Raw genomic sequence first — 20,254 nt, 5'->3', positions numbered from 1 at the left:
CTTTATTAGGTTGTTTTTCTATGCTTAGTGCTTGCATGTGTTTTCAAAGTTACAAAACTTGATATATGAGATTACTTTTCTTTTTGAAAAAAATTAGCTGGAATGGTAAGTTAGGTTTACATGGTTTTAACACTATATATGCCTGCTAAAATAAAAAAGTAAGATAATGGAAAGAGTGAGTAAATATGTGGGATCATTGGAAGAAAAAAATTAAACGTCTTTTTGCAGACAACGAGGAAGAACAGCATGAAGAGTACGAACAACATACAGAGAAATCCCATCTTGAGGCAAAAATGATGTATCAATATCCTGCAAAAAAACCGTTTCGTTTTCCTGTTATTCCGGATGTAAAAGAAGAGAAAAAACAGTCGTCGGAACTATTTGGTCGGTCCAGTGTGAATCGTGATAGTTACGTAGATAAGGGAAAGATACAGAAAAAGGAACTAGATAACAGAGATAGACCAGTGGCGTCAGCTTATCAAGAAAACTTGTCTTATGATGCTCCAGCTTATCAACGAAGAAAATTAACAGATTTAGCATATGATCAACGTCAGGGATTCAGTCACCGTGAAAATAAAGAAACAAAAGTGTATAAAAAGGATCCAGACACGCCGTTTCGACCAACAGAAGTTCCATCACCCATATATGGATTTGGTCCTCGAGATGATAATAGGGATACAATAGAAAGGATTCCTGCTTATAAGAGAAAAAAAGAAGCTACCGTTTACGATTCTAAAAAGACAGTCAGGGAAGAAAAGAAAACTATAGAGCAGATAGCGGTCGCAGGCACAGTCGTAGATGATGTTGCACAAGACGAGAGTTTAAAAAACGAAACGCCTCAACCATCTGAAAATATGGAAAAACGAACAGATGAGGATAACGACAATTCTTTCGTGGCAGATACAGAACAAAAGAAAAGACAAGAGGACAATCCAACAACCAATCAACCGTTAAAAAGAAAAGCATCAAACCGAAGAGAGCTTCGCAAAAGCAGTGAAAGGTCTATTCCTTACAACGTAATGATGACACCAAGAGATAAGAAAAATTTATTTGAGAGAACAAGAAAAAATATCGATCATAAAAAGGAAGAGAAGCAAGCAAATCCGGAAAATAAAACCACAAAAGAAGCTGTTTATCAACAGAAAAAAGCTATTCCTATTCATTTGTTAAATGATATGAATAAAGGTCGAGCAGATGACACTCAGTGGATGCAAGAACAGCAACGACTACTTGAACAAACGTTAAAGTATTTTAATGTAAGGGCAAAAGTTGTAAATGTTACGCAAGGACCTTCTGTTACAAGATTTGAGGTTCATCCGGAATTAGGGGTTAAAGTAAGCAAAGTAAAGAATTTAAGTGATGACTTAAAATTGAATATGGCTGCAAAAGACATTCGTATTGAAGCACCAATTCCTGGAAAAAACACGATTGGTATTGAAATTCCTAATCGAAAAGCGCAAATGGTCGGATTACAGGAAGTTTTTGAAACAGCGGAATTTATACAAAGTTCCTCACCATTAACAATTGCTTTAGGTTTAACTATAGAAGGAAGACCGCTAATTACTAATATTCAGAAGATGCCACATGGATTAATAGCAGGAGCAACCGGTTCTGGAAAAAGTGTCTGCATTAATACAATATTAATCAGTTTATTATATAAAGCTCATTACGACGAAGTGAAGTTTCTGCTGATTGATCCAAAAATGGTGGAACTTGCTCCTTATAATGGTATTCCACATCTTGTCAGCCCTGTTATTACGGATGTGAAAGCTGCAACAGCAGCATTAAAGTGGGCTGTTGCAGAGATGGAAGAACGCTATGAAAAATTTGTTCATGAAGGAGTTCGAGATATTGAGCGCTATAATGAAAAAATGGAAGGACAAAACCAGCTACAAGATAAACTTCCATTTATCGTTATTGTTATCGATGAATTAGCTGATCTTATGATGATCTCTCCTCAAGATGTAGAGGATGCCATAAGTAGAATTGCCCAGAAAGCAAGAGCTTGTGGAATTCACTTAATATTAGCTACACAGCGTCCTTCTGTAGATGTAATTACAGGTTTGATCAAAGCGAATATCCCGACACGAATAGCCTTTAGTGTATCTTCTCAAGTAGATTCTCGGACCATTCTTGATACCAGTGGAGCAGAAAAGCTTTTAGGTAAAGGGGATATGTTGTTTATTGAAAATGGTACTGGAAAAAGTGTTCGTCTTCAAGGACCATTTGTATCAGATGAAGAAATTGATCGAGTTGCAAACTATGTAAGGGGGCTGGCAGAGCCAAACTATTTATTTGAGCAGGAGCAACTATTAAAGCAAGTTGCTAGCGAAGAAGAAGAGGATGAACTTTTACAAGATGCTATTTTATTTGTCTTAGAACAAAACAGTGCAAGCACTTCTTTGTTGCAACGTCATTTCAAAATAGGGTACAATCGAGCTGCTAGATTAATTGATACACTGGAAGCTCGCGGCATTATCTCCGGACAAAATGGCAGTAAGCCTCGGGAAGTATTAGTTACTTTATCCCAAGTAGAAGATATGCTATAACTAGTATGTCGCATAATCAAAGGGTTGGATGTTTATGTCTATTATTGTATTGGTAGCGGGTAACAAGAAGGATGGAATTTCCCTATTTTAATAAATATTTGGATGAACGTGGAATAGTAATTCTTGTTTCCTTTCAAAATTTTTTATATGATATGTTTAATGATCACATTCCAAGGGAGAAAACAAACATTATGAAAGAAATTGAGCAAAAACTAAAGGGTAAGATTGATCGTTTAACGAATAGAACATTCAAATTCGATGAACGGATCAAAGAAGGCTGGTTCTCTGCTGTCTATTTTTTAAAAACGAAAGAAATAGCAGAGAAAAAATTACCTGATAACAAGGTCACCATGCAATTTTTTCAAAAGAATGATGCTGTTTTATGTGGAACAGATGAAGCAATTGCTTTACTACATACATTTGCAGATAACCCTGAAACATTAGAGATTTACTCGCTGAAGGATGGAGACAAAATTAGACCATATGAATCAGTCCTAACAGTATCTGGAGCATATCATCAGTTTGGCTATTTAGAGGGGATTATTGATGGGATCCTTTCGAGAAGAACATCTGTAGCTACGAATGTATACAATGTGGTAAAAGCTGCGCGAACTTCCGGAAAACAAAAACCTGTTATTTTTATGGGAGACCGTGACGATCATTATACGCAACAAGCTGGTGATGGCTATGCGGCGTTTATTGGCGGATCGACTGCCCAAGCAACGCATGCAATGAATGAATGGTGGGGAAAAGAAGGAATGGGAACGATGCCTCACGCTTTAATTCAAATGTTTCGTGGAGACGTTGTTGCTGCTTGTAAAGCATATCACGAATTGTTTCCTGAAGATGAGCTAACAGCACTTGTTGACTATAATAATGATGTTATTACTGATTCTTTAAAGGTCGCAAAAGCCTTTGGTAGTGAATTAAAATCAGTGCGATTGGATACATCTCGTACACTTGTCGATAAATATTTTTTGAGAAATCACCATTTAATGGGTACGTTTGACCCAAGAGGGGTAAATCCTGAACTTATCTTTGCATTAAGAAATGCTTTAGATGAGGAAGGATATACACATGTAAAAATTATGGCTAGTGGCGGTTTCACAGAAGAACGCATTATTCAGTTTGAAAAGTTGGGCGTACCAGTTGATATGTATGGTGTAGGTAGAAGTTTGCTTAAGCTTAATATTGGCTTTACCGGGGATAATGTTTTGTTAAATGGCACACCAGAAGCAAAAGAGGGAAGGAGATATCGTCCAAATCCTCGCTTAGAACGAGTGTCATATATTAATCAGAACAGAGATTAAGAAGGAAATCTTTTTTCCTTCGTAGATTTTATTTTAATCCGTATTTGTATTTGCTATAATAAGAAACAGCTATCATCAATAAGCATAGTTAAAAAGATATGTGAATCCTTTTTACGTCAATTTGGAGGTTCTTTTATGACAACTTACCATTTTATTGGTATAAAGGGAACGGGGATGAGTGCACTTGCACAAATTCTTTATGATTCAGGAGAAAAAGTGCAAGGTTCTGATGTAGAAAAACGTTTTTTTACACAGGCTGCACTAGAAGAAAAAAATATTCCGATCTACCCTTTTTCAGAAAACAACATTAAGAAAGATTATACAGTTATAGCTGGAAATGCTTTTTCCGATGAGCATATTGAAATTAAGGAAGCAAAAAGACTTGGTGTAACATTTTACAGATATCATGAATTTCTGGGAGAATGGTTAAAGCAGTATACGAGTATTGCAGTTACTGGAGCTCATGGGAAAACATCAACAACAGGCTTGCTCAGCCATGTTTTAAGCAGTTCATTTCCAATTTCATATTTAATAGGCGATGGTACAGGACAAGGGCATGTAGACAGCAAATATTTTGTGTTTGAAGCATGTGAATATCGTCGACATTTTTTACAATATGAGCCAGATTATGCAATTATGACGAATATCGATTTTGATCATCCCGATTATTTTACAAGTATTGATGATGTGTTTGCAGCATTCCAGTCAATGGCAGAACAAGTTAAAAAAGGAATTATAGCTTGTGGAGATGATGAACAGTTACAACAAATTCAAGCTAAGGTTCCAGTCGTATACTATGGGTTTGCGAATACAAATGATTTTCAAGCGCAAAACATTAAGGAAACGAAAAATGGGACTACTTTTGATGTGTTTGTACGAAATACGTATTATGAAACATTTACGATTCCCATGTATGGAAACCACAATGTATTAAATGCTTTAGCAGTCATCGCTATTTGTCATTATGAAGGAATCGGTGCTGAACATATGAAGCATCTTGCTACATTTACTGGAGTTAAGCGGAGGTTTTCAGAAAAACAAATCTACAACCAAATACTTATCGATGATTATGCACATCATCCACGTGAAATAAATGCTACGATTGAATCAGCAAGAAAGAAATACCCAAATAAATCAATTGTAGCAATTTTTCAGCCACATACATTTACAAGAACAAAAGCTTTCCTTCAGGGGTTTGCAGATAGTTTATCTCAAGCAGACCATGTTTTTCTTTGTGATATTTTCGGTTCTGCAAGAGAAGAAACAGGTCAACTTACCATAGATGATTTACAAAAGTTAATTAACCAGAGCTCTATTTTGAAGCTGTCTCATACGGAAGAACTGAAGGAATTTGCGGATAGTGTGCTTATTTTTATGGGCGCCGGAGATATTCAGAAATTTCAACAGGCTTACGAAGAAACACTTGCAATCAAATAGTAACCTGTAGTTCATAGAGAGTCTGACGAAGGAAAGCAGGCTCTTTCATTTTATGACCAAAATACATATATTGTATTTACACCACATTTCAGTTAATAATGGAAATGTGCTGCTTATTTTAATATGGCTTAAAGTTTTAGGTATAAGTAAGTGAATAAATATCATGCTGCAAAATAACATTTAAGTACCAGGTGTTGACTCTAATTAAGTTTAAGCGGACAGGCAGTGTTGTACATGTGTTAAGATGCTATTCAGGTTAGCGCATAAGTTGATTAGGTCTTCATAAGATTTAATCTAGGATAAGCTCAAACACATAATCGTCTGCCCCTATAGGTTTATCGATAAATGAGTTCTCTTTTACAAGTTATTTTTTGTAGATAATAAAGGGATTTTGTAAATTTTGTCGAACTGGTTATGTAAAGACTACTCCAATTAATTATTTATTTATTTGTATGAGACAGAAGTTTTAAAGACTTGATTTATGGGTATTTATTAAAAACTGCTATATGAGGAAACTCAAAAAAATTTTGCAGGTCTATTTTTTTATAAATTGCACAGGATAAGGCAAACAGCAGTTTTATGAAGGAGTTGTAAAAAAATGGAAGTACTTGGATATATTTCAGCAAGTATAGCAGCAATCGCTTTTGTCGTTCTGGTAGTGTATATCATTGTTACATTAAAAGCTGCTAGGGAGACGTTACATAACGTAGCGGAAACATTATCCAGTTTAGATCAACAAATGCAGGGGATTACGGAAGAAACAAACCAATTGTTAAATAAGACAAATCAGCTTGCAGATGATATGAACCAAAAATCAAGTAAATTAAATGGGTTATTTGATGGTGCTAAAGGTATTGGTGAGACGCTTCATAGCTTTAATCAATCCTTAAAGCAATTAACAAATAGTGTGGCACGAGCTGCAGATAAAGATCCTGAAAAAACATCTCAGACGATTAAATGGGGAACTGCATTAATGGATTTGTGGAAGAAAATCAGCAAATGAATAATGATTAGGAGGAAACCATATGTCAGATAATCAATTCAATACGAAAGACTTTATTATCGGAACATTTATCGGGGCTACTGTTGGTGCTTTAGCTGCATTATTATTTGCTCCAAAAACAGGGAGAGAACTGCGTGAGGACATTAATAGTGGAGCCCAGCAAGCTAAACTTCGAGCGTATGAATGGAAAGATGCCGTACAGGAGAAGGGTTATAGTTGGAAAGATAAAGCATATACAACCGGCTCTGAACTTAAGAGAAAGGCGATGGACTCTACTTCCCAGATCACGAAGCAAGCATCAGAAAAAACAAAGGAACTGACAAAGAATGTTCAATCCAAGTTGCAAGATAAGCGCAAAAAAGAAGATGAAGCTTTAAAAGCTGCAGAGGAAGTTGCTGAAGCGATGGAAGAAGCAGCAGAAGAAATGGAAAAGAAAAGCAAATAATTTTTTGAAATTATATTTGGACTGAAATGATTATTTTTTAGCCACATATTTGTTCAATATATCTATAGAAGCAATGATCCTTAACCATGAAAAGGGTACGAGATCATTGCTTATCTTTTTGTTAACTTCTTTGTTAGGCTTTCTGAACCTCAGTTATCCACAAATGCACTTCTCTATCTGAGAGCCTGTTCCTCTAGAAATTCGAGTATCAAAGGACAGGCAAGTGGGGCGGCGTTTAACAGGACAAAGAAACGTCAGCAGTGATACATCGAACTTCAAATCGCGATTTTTCCAAGCACATGTCATTTTAACAACCTGGGTTCTTTTCTCTCTTTTTTTGAGAACGCATTATTAGTAGTAGAAGAGTATAAGAAATTATCCGGACATACTGTCTAGACATGATCAGCTTGTTAAGAGTGATGGTTACCAAATGATTTCCAGTTCATCGCCGGTTTGAATCGGATCATGAAAGTTTGCTGGCTGTTTATTCTTAAGAACTTCAAATCTCCCACTTATTTTTGAAAGCTTTAAATCAACATATTTAAACACATCTTGAAATATAAATTCCTTCTTTTGAACAGGGTGTAGTTCAATTCTGTCATTTGAATATAATGGGGTATTTTCATCCAGTATAGTCTTATCCCGTTTGATAATGTATAATGGATTTCTTAACTCAACTTGCTTTCCATTGAAAAACACGGTGATCGTTTGAAAGTATTCCTTGTTTTCTTGCTTGAAATAATCTATTATTTTAGGCTGATTTGTATGCTTAATTTGGATATGGTCACCAGTAAATAACTGTTGACTTAATTCTGCTGTTTGACCATTTACATATACTTGAGTTTCGCCGCTTTTTAATTGTACGCTTTTTCCGTTCATATAAATAGTAAATGGCTTGAGTTCGCTTAGTTTCTCCGTTGAGAGCAGCTTTACTATTTCTTCTAGACGACTTGGTTGATACCATTGAATGACATCTTTATCTTTAACGATATAATCGTCTGACATTGGTTGTTGATTAACCATATATATTGGATGCACTTTATGTATATTGTCATTTAGATGGATCTTTAATGGAGATATTTCACCGAGCAACTCGTGAATACTTACATTTGCGGCTTGTCCATCTTCTCCCTTTGTGACCTCTAATTGATCTCCATTTTTTATATGGTCATTTACAGAAGCGGTTCTGCCATTTAAAGTAATTTTTGGTGGTTCACCAAATTCACCGGGAATGGTAATTTGTTTTCCGTTTATAGTTACAATGGATGCTAATCCAGGCTTTCCATACCACTTTTGAATATTTATTCCAGCTTGAATGAGGCAGTCACCTACGGTTAGGGTACGCATTTCAAATAGTCGTACTGTTTGTTCATTCACTTTTACACTAACATAGTGAACGGGCTTTTGTTTAGCTGCGATAGCGATTCCGATTGGTGTTACAAAATCAGGTCGACTAAGTAACTTCTCACTAGGATTTAGCTGCTTAATAGCCTCAATTCCACGAATGGCAACACGATTTTCCGGAAGCTGTAGCTTTCTCGCTATTGCCGTTGTGATGGTTGGTGTTAGGCTTCCACCGCCTACAAGCATAACTGCTTTAGGTGGATTCGCATTTAATGTTAGGATTTCTTCAGCTATTTGGGAAGCGAGATTATCAACAGCTGGTGCAATGTCCCTTATTAATGTTTCATAACTTATCGTTGTTTCAAATCCTAGAATATCGGTTACGCTTGCTTCTCTTGCATCAACAATTGTACGTTTAGCTGCTTCCGCCATAGGAAAGTCCAACAAATAAGTATCACTAATTGCTTCCGTAATTTCATCTCCAGCAATAGGAACCATTCCATACGCTACTACTGTTCCGTAATTGGTTATAGCAATATCACTAGTACCTGCTCCAATATCAACTAAAGCAACATTTAATCTCCGCATAGATTCGGGAATAAGGACATGAATAGCAGCAATTGGTTCTAACGTTAAGGCTTCCATTTCTAAATTTGCTCTGGTTAAGGCGGCTAATAATGATTCAATAACGACTCGAGGTAAAAATGTAGCAATAATATCGACACTTGCTACATCTCCTTGCTGATCAATCAATGATCCGATTTTTTGCTGATCGATATAATAATGCAGGATAGAGTAGCCAACACAATAGTAATTCGCTTTATTGTGAATTCCACTAATCTTTTCCAATGCAGCTTGAACAGCACTTAGCTCTAGATGTTTCATTGCTTCTTCATTAGAAATAGGAGTGTCTTTTAATTTAATCGATGCGGATGCTTCCATCGTAATTAATGCTCTTCCCGCGGCAGCGACACAAACCTTTTCTAACGGACCATAAGAGGCTTCAAGCTGTGATTTTACTTGCGCGATCGTTTTAGCTACAGCAACTACATTATGAATTTGTCCATCACGCATAGAACGGTCTTGATGTTCCAGCATACAATAATCAATGACCTCATAGTAATTATCAAGCTGTTTTAAAATAATACCTGTCACAGAACGCGTACCAATATCTAAGGCAAATATGACATCTTTCATATGCAAACTATCCTTTCATAAAAAATGATAGAAATATATATTATAGAAACGAAACATGGAATAATCGATTACACATATATTATAAAACAATTGTCTATAAAATATTAAATCTGCTAAGTTTATTATTCGTCCAATTCAAAAGATTGCCTTTGACCTTCTTCCACTACAAAAGATTTACCTGGGAGTGTAGTCTCACTTTACCCCGTATCTATGCTTCCGTAAATTTTTCTGCATCAAGGCTTTGTGTAATGTGAATAAGAGCATGCAATTAATTAACTAAGCGGTTCAGCTAGCATTTGCATGGAGAAAAGCACTTCCTTTTGTATACAGTTTCACTTTTGAGCAACTAGTTTAACAGTATAATAGCTTTCGGCTATGAATACGCATTATTATACATGAAATTGACATTTTTATCGACAAAGAAAAAATAATTAGCTATAATATTCACTAATTATTAAAAATCCTAGGCGTAGGGGGAATAGAAGATGAGTAAGCTTGACCAAGTCAGGGATCGTTTGGATGAAGTTAACCTGCAGATCCTGGAATTAATTAATGAACGAGCTAAGTTAGTGCAGCAAATCGGAGACATCAAAGCGAAACAAAGTATGAAGCGATTTGACCCTGTGCGTGAGAGAGATATGCTCGACAAAATAACTTCAAGTAATGATGGTGCATTTGAAAATGCAACTATTGAACATATCTTTAAAGAAATTTTTAAAGCTAGCTTAGAATTACAAGAGGATGATCATCGCAAAGCACTACTCGTATCCAGAAAGAAAAAACCAGAAAATACGGTGATTCATATAAATGATGCCGTAGTTGGGGATGGCAATGTCCAGTTTGTAATGGGTCCTTGTGCGGTTGAAAGTTACGAGCAAGTAGCTGCAGTTGCAAAAGCGGTCAAGGAAAATGGGGTGAAATTACTACGTGGAGGTGCATTTAAACCGAGAACATCACCGTATGATTTCCAAGGCTTAGGTGTTGAGGGATTAGAAATATTAAAAAAAGCTGCAAAAGAACATGATTTAGCAGTGGTTAGTGAAATAGTAAATCCAGCTCATATTGAGTTAGCACTCGACTATGTAGACGTTATTCAAATCGGTGCACGAAACATGCAAAACTTTGAATTATTAAAAGCCGCTGGTGAGGTAGATAAACCTGTACTTTTGAAACGTGGATTGTCGGCAACGATTTCTGAATTTATCAATGCAGCAGAATATATTATTTCTCGAGGTAATCCAAATATTATATTGTGTGAACGAGGTATCAGAACATATGAACGAGCAACCAGAAATACGCTTGATATTTCCGCAGTTCCGATTTTAAAACAAGAAACCCATTTACCTGTAATGGTTGATGTAACTCATTCTACAGGAAGAAGAGATTTACTTTTACCAACTGCAAAGGCGGCAATTGCAATTGGGGCTGATGGAGTCATGGCAGAAGTGCATCCGGATCCTGCGGTTGCATTATCTGACTCAGCTCAGCAAATGGATATCCCAACCTTCCATCAGTTCATGGAACAGATGAAGGATATGACCGAGCGCATGAAATAAGCAGGTATTATAAATCTACAGAGAGAGAATTTTTACTACACAACCGTTATTACCGGAATATTCAGAATAGAAAAGCTAAGGCTCAATTATAAGTCTTGGCCTTTTTTGCTTTGAAAAATCTTTCATTGTAGAGTATTATATAGAAAATGGAGAACGATATCTATAACTACAATTTTAGGAGGAAAATGTATGAATGTTACAATATATGATGTAGCAAGAGAGGCAAACGTGTCAATGGCTACGGTTTCCCGGGTAGTGAATGGGAATCCAAATGTGAAACCAACAACAAGAAAAAAGGTGTTAGCAACCATTGAAAGATTAGGCTATCGGCCTAATGCTGTGGCTAGAGGTCTGGCTAGTAAGAAAACAACGACTGTCGGAGCAATCATTCCAGATATCTCAAGTATCTTTTTTGCTGAGTTAGCAAGAGGTATAGAGGATATTGCGACGATGTATAAATACAATATGATCTTAAGTAATTCCGATCAAAATGAGGATAAAGAGATTCAATTGATTAACACGATGCTGGAAAAGCAAGTTGATGGTATTATTTTCATGGGCGGAAATATCACGGAACAGCATATTAAACAATTTAAAAGCTCTTCCGTACCTGTTGTATTGGCAGCAACGTATGATGATAATCATGAAATGCCATCAGTAAACATCGATTATGAGCAAGCAGCATATGAGGCTACAAATTATTTAATTGAACAAGGAAATGAAGTTATCGCATTTGTTTCTGGGTTAGAAGAAACACATATTAATCAATTGAAATATAAAGGTTATGCTCGTGCCTTAAGTGAAGCATCACTTAGCGTTGATGAGTCACTAATTGTAAAAGGAGATTATTCGTATAATTCCGGAATTGAAGCAGTAAACCAGTTAATAGACGAGAACAAAAAACCATCTGCTATTTTTGTTGCTTCAGATGAAATGGCATTAGGCGTTATTCATGGTTTACAGGACAAAGGCTATCACATTCCTGATGATATAGAAGTATTTGGTTTTGATAATACACGCTTAGCAACAATGGTACGTCCAACATTAACGACAATTGTACAACCAATGTATGATATTGGTGCAGTGGCTATGCGATTGTTAACAAAGTATATGAATAAAGAAGAAGTTCAAGATAAAAAGGTTGTATTACCACATCGAATCGAAAAAAGAAACTCAACAAAATAAATTAGTTTGCCGATATAAAAGATAGAGATCAATTATTTCTATTCTTGAGGAGAGAGAGCCATGAGAAAACGCGATATATTAACTCCTTTCGGCATTACCATGGGTTTTATAATGATTATGCTTGCTATTTTAACAAATAGCAGCACTTCGGAAGCAGCAAATTTATTCTTGGATCTGTCATCGATTTTTATTGTTATTGGTGGCTTAATCGCTTCGATGCTAATAAACTTTAAATTTGAACAGATTAAGCTTACAAGAAAAGTACTAAGTGAAGCTTTTCATAAAAATGATCAGCAGCTACCGCAATTAATTGAGTTGTTTGTCCATTTGTCAGAACGTGCTAGACGTGAGGGGATACTCGCTTTAGAAAATGAATTGGAAGAAGTGAAAGACCCATTCATTAAAAAAGGCATTCTGCTTGCAGTAGACGGTATAGAACCTGAGGTTATCAAGGATATTCTGGAAGCAGAAATAATTGCGGTGGAGGATAGACATTATCGAGGTCGACAGTTAATTGAAAAAGCAGGCGAATATGCACCTTCTTGGGGAATGATAGGGACACTGGTAGGGCTTGTACTTATGCTCAATAGCTTACAAGATCCAGCCAGCCTAGGCCCAAGTATGGCTGTAGCCTTGCTTACGACACTTTATGGTACGGTTCTTTCTAATCTAGTGTTTATTCCAATGGCGAGTAAATTAGAAAGTAAAACCGAAGAAGAGGTGTTTATTAAACAAGTTATTATTGAAGGAGTCATTGGAGTACAATCAGGACAAAATCCGAGAATATTAGAAGAAAAATTAAGTGCTTTCCTTTCTAATGAGGTAAAAGCAAAGCAAACTTCTGAACAACATGCTGAGTTTGTGGAGGAGAGCTTCCATGAGGCGTAGAGAAATTAGAAGATCTGAGAAAAAAGGTGCTCCTAAATGGATGGTCACCTACTCAGATATGGTTACACTTATTTTAGTTTTCTTCGTGTTGTTATTCTCTATGTCTCAAATCGATTTGGTAAAGTTTGAAGCTATTTCTGAATCATTTCGTAATCGGATGATTTTTGACTTCTATCCATCAGCCGTCCCAATGGATCATCCTACGGAGCATTCAAGCGATGAAGAAAGTGGGAAACAATCCAATGAATTTGAGACACCAACACAGCTTGATGATAACACAGCTCGAGATGAGAAAGCTGATGCTGACGTTTCTTCACTCGATCAATTGCTGCAGGAAGTCGAAGCATATTTGGATGAAAATGAGTTGAATAATGTGATCACAGCAACTCGTACCGATCAAGGGGTAGAGCTTGTTTTACAGGATAGTATTTTATTTGATTCCGGAGATGCAACTATTTTAGAATCAGCTAAACCGTTTTTAAATAAAGTAAGCTCTTTGTTACATAATATTCCTAATCCTGTTCACGTAGAAGGTCATACAGACAGTCGACCAATTTCTAATTACAGATATCCTTCTAATTGGGAGTTATCAGGAGCAAGAGCCGGTAGTGTAATCCGTTACTTATTAGAAAAGAATGACTTTGATAAATCACGGTTTTCTTCAGTCGGTTACGCTGATACACAGCCAGTAGCTCCTAATACTACTCCAGCCAATTGGAGTAAAAATCGCAGAGTAGAAATCATAATTTTGGAAGATAGTAAAGCAAATAATGAGAAAAACAAGGAGTAATAAGAAAAGGATACTAATTATAACAATGGTATCCTTTTTTACATTTTTTAAAACTTGATAGGTTGACGGTAAACCATTTTTGTTTGTCACGATAGATTCACTATGTAGAAACGGATATCGTTTCCTTAGCAAAATGTTCCTCTAGATCTTTAAAAAACAATCAAAGATCTAGAGGAACAGCTGTAGTATGGCCTATGTAATACAATAAGTTTGCTATTATTTATCAGCTGGAGTATTCAATGTCGTATATTTAAGTAACTGACGTAAGGAGATATCGTTTTTTTCGGATATTTCTTCTTTTCTCGGTATCGAAGGTACAATGCTTGGATCATCTTCCCAATAAGTAGGTAAAGCAACAGGGCTTTTCTCCCTCCACTTGCTTATCCATTCTTCGGGTAATGGCCCACTTGCAGGTAGCCCCAGATGCATTACATTCCATACTTGTGCCCAAGCTCTTGGAGCAACTCTCCACATATCATAGCCACCTCCACCAAGTGCAATCCATTTTCCATTACAATATTGATGTGCCAATTGATGAGCTAACTGGGGAATTGTTTCATAGATAGTCATTGTACAGCATAAATGTGATAATGGATCATAGCAATGGGCATCTGCGCCATTTTGAGAAACAATAATATCTGGTTTAAAAAACGCTGCAATTTCTTTTAATGCAGTGGTGAAAACATGAAGAAAAGATTCATCTTCTGTAAATGCGTCAATTGGAAGGTTAAATGAGTATCCATGCCCTTTTTTAATTCCTCGTTCATTAACATTTCCTGTTCCCGGAAATAAATATCTCCCTGTTTCATGAATTGAGAAAGTACAAACGTTAGGGTCATCATAAAAAGCCCATTGAACACCATCACCATGATGGGCATCAGTATCTACATATAAGACACGCAGGTTATATTTTTCCCGTATATACCGTATCGCTATTGCGCCATCATTATAAATACAAAAACCCGAGGCTTTGCGTTTAAATCCATGATGAAGACCACCGCCAAGATTAGATGCATGCATAGCACGTCCGCTTAAGACCTCATCTACAGCAGTTAACGTCCCTCCGACAAGGAAGGCTGATGCATGATGCATATCTGGAAATATGGGGGTATCCTCTGTTCCCAAGCCAAACTCAACAGCCTCTTGCTCTGGTAAGGACTGCTTACTAGCACGTTTTACAGCTTCAACATAGGCGTGATCATGGAAAAGTTTAATTTCTTCATCGGTCGCTTTTCGTGGAGGTACAATATCGCTATCATTGAGTAGACCAGCATATTGTAATAGCTCTGTTGTTAACAACACTCGTTTTTGATTAAAAGGATGGTCTTTATGAAAGTGATAATGAAGCAAATCTTCAGAAAATATATACTTAGCTGTACATGTCATTGGTTCAACCCCACCGTATTATTAGGGTAAAGGAGTTCATAATCAGCCTCTCGAAGATCTTGAATAACTGGAAGTGGATTCATTGTTTGAATACGGATGACCAATACCTTATAATCGGCGTCGTCTTTATACGGATAGACGAGCACAGAAACAATATTTGTTTTCCTTTTACCAAATATTGCTGTTACTTCTGGTAGAATTCCTGGACGATCTGGTACTTTCATTTCAATATGTGAGCTTTGGACATGAGTTCCTGTTAATTGAATCATCGTATATAGCATATCCTTTTCTGTAACGATACCCACTAACCTGTTTTTTTCTCTTACCACAGGTAAGCAGGCAATCTCTTTATCGTAAAAGATCTTGGCTATTTCCTCGACAAAATCTAAAGGATGGATCGTGACTACAGGGTGGCTCATAATTGTCTGAATTTCGTGCTCTAACTCAGCCGGATTAGAATCATCTGTTTCAAAAATAGATGGACTAGCATCACGAACATCTCGATCCGAGACAATTCCTATTACTTGATGGTGCTCATTTATAATAGGAATATGACGGATCTTATGCTTATTTAACAAGTACAATGCCTGTTTAATCGTTGCAGTAGGAGGTAGAGTAATTACCTCTGTTTTCATAATTTCTTCGACAAGCATATTAAAACCCCTCCTGCAAATTGCTATATTTATGTCGACCTAAGAAACGCAATGTATCAAAACGTTTTACCGACTCTTCCGAAACATTTTTACCAATTCGTACCATTAAGCAATTAGCCGGATGTGAAATAATTTCCGGATCATCCGTAGGTGCTGGATCTAGGCCACCAGCAGCCATCATCTTTTCCATTACTTTTCGATACTCCCAAATGCTTAACTTTGTGCCGTTTAAGTCCCAATGCCAATAATATTCCGTTGAAATAATAATGTAGTTTTCCATAAATTTATCCATCATGGATACTTCTAATAAGCTAGAGGCAATATGTTCCCCACGATATTCCGGTATAACTTCAATGGCTCCAAGTTCAATTAATTCTTCCATTTCAAATTCCGACCAGCGTTCCAACGAATCAGGATGTAAATATGTCACATACCCTATGATGGTGTTACTGGTCCTAGCTGCAATAATACGTCCTTCGGGGAATGTAGAGATATTAATAATAGCTTCGAATTGTTTTGGAGCTGGACGAAATGCCGTTAAATCTTTGTGAAAGTTATACTTTTTTAATTCCTCAGCCGCTAAAGGACCTTCAATAATAATAGTTCCTTTCTTTGTCTCTTTTTTCATTGAATGATACTTTTTTTCATGTTTCATCGGCCCACCACCTGTCATGTAATACGCTTACATTTAATTATACAACAACAAGGTCAGAATTTTTAGTAAGAGCTGTGAAGTCTTTCTAACAAATATTTCTAATTATCATAATATCAATTACACAATGTAGTTTGTTTTACTTAAAATATATAAGCTTGCGAATCCAATCGCAAGCTTATAGAAAATTAATTATTATTAGTTACATTATCTTCTTTATTTACTTCTCCATTTGTGTTGGTGTTTTCCTCAGTCTCTTTATTTGGTTTTTCCTTAGGTTGCTCTGTCTGGTTTTGCTCCTCTTGTTGTTTTTGCTCTTGTTTCTTTTGTTCTTGTTGTTTTTGCTCTTCTTGCTTTAACTCCTGTTGTTTTGGTTTTTCATGTTCATTCGTTTGCTGTTTCCTTTTTTGAACATCTTTTTTAACAGGTTGATGCTGTTTAATCGGTGGATTAGTAGTTTGCTTTTTTCTTTTGCTGCGTTCCATCTGATTCTTGTTATGATTAGAAGCATTTGTTTTACGACCAATTCTTTCCCATTTCTCTCTTTCTGTGCGTGGAAATAAAATGCTTAGATCACTTAATTTATCATAGCCTTTGCGCTTTAAAAATTCTGGATTAAAGGCAAACCCATAACTTGTTGAGATCAAGCTATCATCAACTTTGGTCGGCACATACTTGCTGTTAAATAGATCTGTTTTAACTAACCCTGCTTTTTGACAAAGTTTAGATGGAAGTAAACCTGATATTGCACAATAGCTGCGTTGTACAATTCCTTCTGGGCGTTTAAATGGAGCAGATGGCGCCAGTAATTTAGGGTCAACATCTGTTGCTCGATTGATTAACTCAGCCCATAATTTAATATTTCTTTGGCTGTATGTTAAGGACATGTTTGCATTGTTTAATGGGTAAGGAGTGTTATAACCTATCCATGTTCCAAACGTCACATTTGGATTTGTTGCTACGAACCAAGCGTCATGATAATCTTCTGATGTACCGGTTTTACCAGCCCAATCGACACCACGGTATTTTAATTGGGAATTAGCATAAACAGCCGTTCCATTTGTAAGAACATCACGCATCATATCAACAGTTAAATAAGTCGTTTGTGGTGAAAACACAGTTACCGGCTTTGTTTTATGCTCGTAAATAACTTTCCCATCTTTCGTGGTGATTTTATCAATCAAATAGGCATCAGCAAATTTTCCATTGTTACCGAATGTAGCAAAAGCGTTGACATTCTCCTCAATGGTAGCGTTCATTGTTCCAATAGATAAGGAAGGATTTGTATAATCATTTTCTGTTAATGTCGTAAATCCCATTTTTTCTAAATACTTTTTCGCTGGATTTAAATGGATGATTTTTGAATAGATTTCAGCAGCTGGAATATTATAGGAATATGCTAGCGCTGTTCTTGCCGAAACTAATCCATAGTTTCCTCCGCCATAGTTGCTTGGTTTACCGGGTTGCCAACCAGGTAACGATTTTGGATAGTCTGCAAGCACACTTCCAGGCTGAATCATTCCTTCTTCCATTGCTGGAGCATAATCCAATAAAGGTTTAATGGTACTTCCATTTGAACGTGCTACTTGATTTGAAGCATAGTTAATCGAATTTTCTTCAGAATAGCCGCGTCCGCCAACAAAACTGATAATTCGTCCAGTGCTATTTTCAATTAACACACTTCCTGATTGTACTTTTTCTGTTACTTCTTTTGTTTCTCCAGTTTCTGGATCCTTTTTTAAAAATGTTCGATCTGGACCGTAGTATGGAAATTCTTTTGCTACTTTCTGCATCGCGTCATATATATCTTTATTAATTGTAGTGTGAATATGATACCCATTTACTCGCAAATCACGGTCAGCTTTTTCACGGTATTCTTTTTTTAAGTCGGCATTTTTCTGTAAATCCTTCATCGTATAGCCATCTTTTTTGGCAAGCTGTTTCATAAGTATTTCAGACGCCCTTGCTTCAACTTCAAAGGTTAAATAAGGGTATTTTTCGATAGGAGATACTGAACCTTTAGTAAAGTCTTTTGTAATATCGTAGTTAATTGCTTCATCATATTCTTTTTTAGTTATATCGTTGGATTCATACATTCGTTTTAAAACGAATTTCATCCGATTGATTCCTAATTGCAAATGCTCTTTACTTTTTAAACTACCATCATTTTTAAATGGTGTATAAGCAGATGGGCTTTGCGGCAACCCTGCTAAGTAAGCAGCTTGAGGAAGACTAAGTTCGTTTGCCGAAATACCAAATATTCCTTGAGACGCTGTTTCTACACCAGCAATATTATTTCCGGAGGCGTCTCTGCCATAGGGAACAATATTTAAATAAGCTTCTAATATTTCATCTTTTTCAAAAAAGCGTTCTAAACGCAACGCAAGTAGAATTTCCTTTGCTTTTCGTTCAAAAGATACTTCATCGGTTAAAATTTGGTTTTTAATAAGCTGTTGGGTTAATGTGCTTCCTCCTGTTTTTGTCTCTGTGTTAAGCACTTCCTGTAAAATGGCCCGTAAAATTGCTTTAGGCACTACTCCATTATGCTCTTTGAAATACTCATCTTCCGTTGCAATTACCGCGTCAGTTAAAGCTGGTGAGATTTTATCCAGCGTTGTTTCTTCGCGGTAAAGATCTGATTGTAAATTTCCGATATATGTACCTCCAGCAAAATACAGCTTGGATGTTTCCTCGTAGTTGTAAATATCTTGCTTCATAGCGGCAAAAGATCGTACCGGTTCGTCCTTTACAAGAGAAGCAAAGTAACCAGCTCCGATACCAACTACAAAAAAACAGGCAATTAAACCTACAATTAGAAAAAATAAAATAATATTCCAAATAACGTTATAGGATATTCGTGAAACACGTTGAATTTTACCTGCTTTCCATAACTCTTGCCATTTTGCAAGGAAAGATTGAAAAGACATATTTTCCACTTGCATACGGGGTTTCCATTTATTTATATACGTACGGAGTCTTTCTTTCCAATTCATATCTACCCTCCTAAATTCTTTCTTATTATAGCATAATCCGTAATCTGTTCGATAATAAATTATTGTTTTGTTATTGCTTTTACATATTGCTTTTACAAAAAAGATATGGTATAGATATATACTAATAGGACATTTACTGCTAAGAAGGAACGAAGTAGTTTTACAAATCCCTGTTTCAGAGAACTAGCGGATGGTGCAAGCTATGTCATATTTGTAAAACGAATTACATTCTGGAGCATTTTCTGTTATCAAAGAAGTTATATTAAATACAAGAGTGTCTATGGCGCTTTTTTTGTATTAACCTCAATACTTCTTAGATAAAGAAACGGTGGAAACACCGTTATCAATACCAAGTGGCAATTCATATTGCAACAAGGGTGGTACCGCGTGTAAAAGTAAGCTCGTCCCTTTTTTGAGGGGAGGAGTTTTTTTGTACTATAGGAAAGTATAAAACTTTAGGCTTTATCCCGCATGTAAGGTGCCGTAAGTTTCCCACTTCAAGTCCTGAATTGATACAAAAGAGTCAAATTGGGAGAAAACGGCACCTAAATGCCCGATTGGTTCAAGGGCCTTTAGGTCATACCCTTGTGGTACTAACATTCCGTGTAAAAAGCATTTCACGGAATGAAGTTTCACTTTATCCCGCATGTAAGGTGCCGTAAGTTTCCCACTTCAAGTCCTGAATTGATACAAAGGGTCAAATTGGGAGAAAACGGCACCTAAATACCCGATTGGTTCAAGGGCCTTTAGGTCATACCCTTGTGGTACTAACATTCAGTAGGAGAGGGAAGAAAACTCCTACGGAATGAAGTTTCACTTTATCGTATAAGAAAAACGATAGCTTTTGCCAAAAAGACTTGCGACAA

Annotated in this window: 14 protein-coding genes and 1 other annotated feature; of the genes, 9 read left to right on the top strand and 5 right to left on the bottom strand. The window is 36.4% G+C overall.

From position 1 onward, the window contains the following. The first annotated feature begins 185 nt into the window (after positions 1–185). The 5 genes from BN1066_RS19530 to BN1066_RS19510 all read left to right on the top strand — a co-directional run bounded on the left by BN1066_RS19530 (position 186) and on the right by BN1066_RS19510 (position 6,744). Positions 186–2,549, top strand: a complete 2,364-nt coding sequence (locus tag BN1066_RS19530) for a DNA translocase FtsK (protein ID WP_077321392.1) — start codon at positions 186–188, stop codon at positions 2,547–2,549. 191 nt (positions 2,550–2,740) lie between these two features. Then, complete coding sequence (locus BN1066_RS19525) at positions 2,741–3,859, top strand: nicotinate phosphoribosyltransferase (RefSeq protein WP_077321560.1); 1,119 nt, start codon at positions 2,741–2,743, stop codon at positions 3,857–3,859. 135 nt (positions 3,860–3,994) lie between these two features. After that, complete coding sequence (gene murC / locus BN1066_RS19520) at positions 3,995–5,296, top strand: UDP-N-acetylmuramate--L-alanine ligase (RefSeq protein WP_077321391.1); 1,302 nt, start codon at positions 3,995–3,997, stop codon at positions 5,294–5,296. A gap of 598 nt (positions 5,297–5,894) precedes the next feature. Further along, entirely contained in the window at positions 5,895–6,299 is a 405-nt protein-coding gene (locus BN1066_RS19515; protein WP_077321390.1) for a DUF948 domain-containing protein, read from the top strand. Positions 6,300–6,321: 22 nt separating this feature from the next. Next, the gene (locus tag BN1066_RS19510; protein ID WP_077321389.1) at positions 6,322–6,744 is read left to right on the top strand and encodes a YtxH domain-containing protein; all 423 of its coding nucleotides are present in this window, start codon (positions 6,322–6,324) and stop codon (positions 6,742–6,744) included. A 423-nt stretch (positions 6,745–7,167) separates the two neighbouring features. On the opposite strand, the gene BN1066_RS19505 is transcribed toward BN1066_RS19510, so the two are convergent. After that, positions 7,168–9,285: a cell division protein FtsA gene (locus tag BN1066_RS19505; protein WP_077321388.1), complete on the bottom strand. Its 2,118-nt coding sequence runs from the start codon at positions 9,283–9,285 to the stop codon at positions 7,168–7,170. Positions 9,286–9,770: 485 nt separating this feature from the next. Here BN1066_RS19505 and BN1066_RS19500 point away from each other — a divergent pair, with 485 nt between their 5' ends. From BN1066_RS19500 to motS, 4 genes are all read left to right on the top strand, one after another. Next, entirely contained in the window at positions 9,771–10,841 is a 1,071-nt protein-coding gene (locus BN1066_RS19500; RefSeq protein WP_077321387.1) for a bifunctional 3-deoxy-7-phosphoheptulonate synthase/chorismate mutase, read from the top strand. 189 nt (positions 10,842–11,030) lie between these two features. Beyond that, positions 11,031–12,026, top strand: a complete 996-nt coding sequence (ccpA, locus tag BN1066_RS19495) for a catabolite control protein A (RefSeq protein WP_077321386.1) — start codon at positions 11,031–11,033, stop codon at positions 12,024–12,026. Positions 12,027–12,086: 60 nt separating this feature from the next. Further along, positions 12,087–12,914 carry a flagellar motor protein MotP gene (gene motP / locus BN1066_RS19490; RefSeq protein ID WP_077321385.1) on the top strand — a complete coding sequence of 276 codons (828 nt, stop codon included), beginning with the start codon at positions 12,087–12,089 and terminating at the stop codon, positions 12,912–12,914. Continuing rightward, positions 12,904–13,704 carry a flagellar motor protein MotS gene (motS, locus tag BN1066_RS19485; RefSeq protein WP_077321384.1) on the top strand — a complete coding sequence of 267 codons (801 nt, stop codon included), beginning with the start codon at positions 12,904–12,906 and terminating at the stop codon, positions 13,702–13,704. The genes motP and motS overlap by 11 nt, the downstream gene beginning before the upstream one ends. A 216-nt stretch (positions 13,705–13,920) precedes the next feature. On the opposite strand, the gene BN1066_RS19480 is transcribed toward motS, so the two are convergent. From BN1066_RS19480 to BN1066_RS19465, 4 genes are all read right to left on the bottom strand, one after another. Beyond that, positions 13,921–15,090, bottom strand: coding sequence for an acetoin utilization protein AcuC (locus tag BN1066_RS19480; RefSeq protein ID WP_077321383.1), 1,170 nt, complete (start codon positions 15,088–15,090; stop codon positions 13,921–13,923). Next, on the bottom strand, positions 15,087–15,743 hold the full coding sequence (locus BN1066_RS19475) for an acetoin utilization AcuB family protein (RefSeq protein WP_077321382.1): 657 nt from the start codon (positions 15,741–15,743) through the stop codon (positions 15,087–15,089). The genes BN1066_RS19480 and BN1066_RS19475 overlap by 4 nt, the downstream gene beginning before the upstream one ends. Before the next feature lies 1 nt (position 15,744). Next, the gene (locus BN1066_RS19470) at positions 15,745–16,398 is read right to left on the bottom strand and encodes a GNAT family N-acetyltransferase (protein ID WP_077321381.1); all 654 of its coding nucleotides are present in this window, start codon (positions 16,396–16,398) and stop codon (positions 15,745–15,747) included. A 185-nt stretch (positions 16,399–16,583) separates the two neighbouring features. Then, positions 16,584–19,322 carry a transglycosylase domain-containing protein gene (locus BN1066_RS19465; RefSeq protein ID WP_245799859.1) on the bottom strand — a complete coding sequence of 913 codons (2,739 nt, stop codon included), beginning with the start codon at positions 19,320–19,322 and terminating at the stop codon, positions 16,584–16,586. A gap of 198 nt (positions 19,323–19,520) precedes the next feature. Continuing rightward, positions 19,521–19,800: a binding site (T-box leader), on the top strand. The last annotated feature ends 454 nt before the right edge of the window (positions 19,801–20,254 follow it).

The sequence above is a fragment of the Virgibacillus proomii genome (assembly GCF_900162615.1).
Classification (GTDB): domain Bacteria; phylum Bacillota; class Bacilli; order Bacillales; family Amphibacillaceae; genus Virgibacillus; species Virgibacillus proomii.
This window is presented reverse-complemented; position numbering and strand designations above follow the sequence as displayed.